The following is a 4,154-nucleotide window of genomic DNA, read 5'->3' as shown; positions in this document are numbered from 1 at the left end:
TTAAAAAACCTGCCAGAGCTTCCTTGCCCAGTGTAAATGCAATTATGAAAGGAGCTAATAATGAAATTACCGAGGGAAGTATCATTTTTCTTAGAGCACCTTTTGTTGAAATATCTATACAACGATTGTAATCAGGTTCTGCCTTTCCTTCAAATAGTCCTGTAATTTCCCTAAATTGTCTTCTTATTTCTTTAATCATTAATTGTGCTGTTTCTCCAACTGCTTTTAAGGTTATAGATGATAAAAGAGCTGGAAAAACTGAACCTATTAGTATTCCAGCCAGTACGTTTGATTGTCTAATATCTAAACTACCTAATTCTCCAATTCCAGCTTTTTCTGCATATGCAGTTATTAAAGATAATGCTGCTGCTGCTGTTGCTCCTACTGCAAAAGCTTTAGCAATAGCTGCAGTTGTATTTCCAAACATATCAAGCCTATCAGTGATTTCTCTTACTTTAGGTTCCTGCTTGGTCATTTCTGCTATTCCACCAGCATTATCAGCAATAGGACCATAAGCATCTAATGATAATATTGTTCCAAGTATTGAAAGAAGACCTACGCCAGATAAAGAAACGCCATAAATTCCAGCAAAATAATAAGATATTAACATTGATAAGCTAAGTAGAACCATGGGAAAAAATGTACTCTCTAACCCAAATGCTATTCCTGTAATAATTGTTGTAGCTGGACCAGTAATAGCTGAATCTGATATTATTCTTATAGGTCTTCTTATAGTGTAATAATTTGTAGAAAAACCTATTAGAACACCCGCTGTTAACCCTACAACTGTTGAATAGAAGGCACCCATATAATTTAAATAAAATTTAGCAAAAATAAAAACTCCAATAACAAGTAAAATCCAACTTGTTAAGAAACCTATTAAAAGGATATTTTTCATTATAGGTATTTTATATTTAAGTAAAATTTTTATTGTATATATTCCAACTATAGACGATATTATTCCTGTAGCTACAACCATCAGTGGAAAAATTATTGCTTTATCACCTAAAATAGTTCCTCTTAAACCTTGTACAGCCACTAATGACCCTATTATCAGGGAGGCAATTGTTGTATCAGTAAATGCTTGATAGGTATCCGCGCCCATCCCATTTATGTCACCTACATTATCTCCAACATTATCTGCAATAACAGCTGGGTTTCTTGGATCATCTTCAGGAATTCCAATTTCTGTTTTACCTACTAAATCTGCTCCTATATCTGCTGCTTTTGTAAAAATACCACCTCCAATACGATTAAATATGGCTGTAAAACTTGCTCCTATCGAAAAACCTGTAATAATTTCGAGTGTTCCTGCAAGTTTAAAAAAACTTAATAGTATATACATAATAGAAATTCCCAAAATTCCTATACTTACAGAAGCAATTCCCATTACTGAACCACCAGAGATAGCAACATTTAAAGCTTTATTTTGACTTGACCTCGCAGCAAATGTGGTTCTGCCATTTGCGTTCGTAGCCATATTCATACCAATTAGAGCAGCTACTGCTGAAGTTGTTGCTCCAGCAATAAAACAAAACATGACATAAGTATTTAAAGTGAAAGCAATGATCACAGCAACTATGATAGCAAATATTAACATTGTTAAGTATTCTCTTTTCAGAAAAGTAAAAGCTCCAGACCTTATAGTTTTTGAGTATTTTACTATTTCAGGTGTCCCTGGATCACTTCTCATTACCTCACGATATAAGGCTAAACTAACAAATAAACCTGCTATTCCAACTATAGGAAAAACATAAACTATAGGTTGTAACAATTTCATCTCCTTTCTTTATTAATATTTTTATATAATATTAAATTTTATTTAAATTTATAAATCCTCTTAAAATAAAAAACAAAGACTTCTATGTGTTAATTTCAACCAAAATTAAAAAAAATTAATATTTGTTAATCTACATTAAGCAATCTTTGTCTAAGATACTCTATCTTTTTAATAGGTATCGTGTTGAGAATAATATCATAAATTAATAAAAAATAAAAAAATTTTAATAAAAAAATTAATGAAGATTCTATTAGGCACTATTGTAAAAATAAAAGAAATATCCTGTTTTTATAAAAATTGAAAGATATTTTATGTTGACTAAATAAATATTTTAAATTATTATGTTTTTATACATTATGTATAAAAACATAACTTATAAAGGAGTAAAAAATGAAGAATCCTTTTGTTTATGGAGCAACTGTTACGGGTGATGACTTTGCCAATCGGGAAAAAGAGATAAAAGAATTAGTCCAAGACCTGAAAGATGGTGAGCGGGTATTTCTTATTTCACCTAGAAAATATGGTAAGACTTCACTTATTATAAATGTCCTTAAAAAAATAAAGGTCGCAGGTTTGTACACTATTTATATCGACCTTTATAAAGCTACTTCTTTAAATAAGTTTATAGAAATATATGCCGGAGAAATTGCAAATGCAATGGAATCTAAATTAGATAGAGTAATAAAATTGCTTAGAGATATTCTTCCTACATTGCGACCTAAAATTACAATTGGTCATAATGGTAGACCAAGCATTGGAATTGAATATACACCACTTAAAAAAGACATTTTAAGATTTTTAGATGAAATCTGTAATCTTCCTGAACAAATAGCAAATAAAAAAAGAAAGAAAATTGTAATTGCTTTTGATGAATTTCAAGAAATAAGGAATTTTGATGGTGAAGATATTGAAAAAATTATGAGAGCTAATTTTCAACATCATAAAAGAGTTGGTTATCTTTTTGCTGGTTCTAAAAAACATATTTTATATGATATGGTCTCTAATAAAAGTAGAGCTTTTTATAAAATGGGAAGAATATTAAATTTAGGAAAAATACCAAGAGGTGAATTTAAAGAATTCTTAGAGCAAAAATTCTTAAAAACTGGATTTATTCTTAAACCAGGAGTAATTGATAAGGTTCTCGATATAGTTGACAATTATCCTTATAATGCGCAATTTCTCTGTCATAAATTATGGGATCTATATTTCGATACAAAAAAGATAAATACTGAAAATGTTCAGCCTACTCTTGAAAGGATTATAATTGAAGAAACTCCTTTTTATCTTACAATCTGGGATAGTTTACCACTCACTCAGCGTCAAATTCTCAAAGCTATAGCCATGCATGGAGGGAAACGAATCTATTCACAGGAATTTATAAAAATGAATGATTTGGGTGCCTTATCAACAGTACAAACCTCAATTAGACTTTTAATAAAGAAAGAAATATTAGATAAGGTAGATAACATCTATTATTTTTCAGATGTATTTTTCAGAGAATGGGTAAGATTAAGAATTTAAGATGGAATAATATATTAATAACTGGAAGACCTGGTATTGGTAAAACAACTGTCATTCTAAAAGTTGTTCAAGAATTTCCTGGTAAAATGGGTGGTTTTATAACAAGGGAAATTAAAAGATCAGGAAAAAGGATTGGTTTTGAATTAGAGACTTTGGATGGAAAAAAGGGGGTTTTGGCACATATAGATGTAAAGAGTCCTTATAAAGTGAGTAAATATGGAGTAAATATAGAGGATTTAGAAAAAATTGGAGTTAAATCTATAAATAACTCAATGAAAGATTGTGAACTTATTGTAATTGATGAGATCGGAAAGATGGAGTTATTTAGTACTTATTTTAAGAATGCAGTTTTAGAAGCTCTTAATAGTGATGTAAAAGTACTTGCTACAATAACACGCAGTAATTTACCTTTTGTTAATGAAATAAAAGAAAGAAAAGATGTAAAAATCCTCGAAGTTACAATTAAAAATCGAGAATATTTGCATAAAGAAATTTTACACTCCTCGTCATTCTGAAGGAGCACTTCCCCTTCGTTTCACTCGAGGGTCAGGATGACATGGTATTGAAATTTGTTACAACATTCCAGAGGGTTTTTATCATAAAAAGTAAATTATCAGTAGATATTTTCTCATTATGACCATGAACCATTTCAAGAAATTCTCCATAAGGACCATCTATTAAAAGTGGTCCAAATCCATAGGCAGGTATTCCTTTTTCTCTAAAAAATCTTGAATCTGTTCCACCAACCTGCATAAAAGGAATTAATTTTGCTTTTAAGTTCCACTTTTTTATAGTTTCTTCAAGTAGTTTATATAAAGGACTTTGAAGAGGTGATCGACTCGGAATTGATTCT

At 30.1% G+C, this 4,154-nt stretch carries 4 protein-coding genes; 2 read left to right on the top strand and 2 right to left on the bottom strand.

Translation table 11 applies throughout. The features are described 5' to 3' along the window. Positions 1-1,774 (bottom strand): sodium-translocating pyrophosphatase (locus tag KKC53_06975; GenBank protein ID MBU2598889.1); only part of this gene is annotated, 1,774 nt, incomplete at its 3' end. A gap of 396 nt (positions 1,775-2,170) precedes the next feature. Between KKC53_06975 and KKC53_06970 the strand changes: the two genes are divergently transcribed. Beyond that, complete coding sequence (locus KKC53_06970; GenBank protein ID MBU2598888.1) at positions 2,171-3,301, top strand: ATP-binding protein; 1,131 nt, start codon at positions 2,171-2,173, stop codon at positions 3,299-3,301. Next, entirely contained in the window at positions 3,280-3,816 is a 537-nt protein-coding gene (locus tag KKC53_06965) for an NTPase (GenBank protein MBU2598887.1), read from the top strand. Before KKC53_06970 ends, KKC53_06965 begins: the two co-directional genes overlap by 22 nt. Positions 3,817-3,847: 31 nt before the next feature. Here the strand turns inward: KKC53_06965 and KKC53_06960 are convergent. Next, positions 3,848-4,154: M20/M25/M40 family metallo-hydrolase (locus tag KKC53_06960; protein MBU2598886.1), on the bottom strand; the 307-nt coding region annotated here is incomplete at its 5' end.

It is taken from the genome of Actinomycetota bacterium, assembly GCA_018830725.1.
GTDB lineage: Bacteria > Actinomycetota > Humimicrobiia > JAHJRV01 > JAHJRV01 > JAHJRV01.
Note: the sequence above shows the minus strand (reverse complement) of the source record. Positions and strands in the feature narration are given on the sequence as shown.

Bases quoted from the DNA above. Each gene is read 5' to 3' on its own strand.
- KKC53_06970 (MBU2598888.1), top strand. From the start codon at position 2,171: ATGAAGAATCCTTTTGTTTATGGAGCAACTGTTACGGGTGATGACTTT.
- KKC53_06965 (MBU2598887.1), top strand. From the start codon at position 3,280: ATGGGTAAGATTAAGAATTTAAGATGGAATAATATATTAATAACTGGA.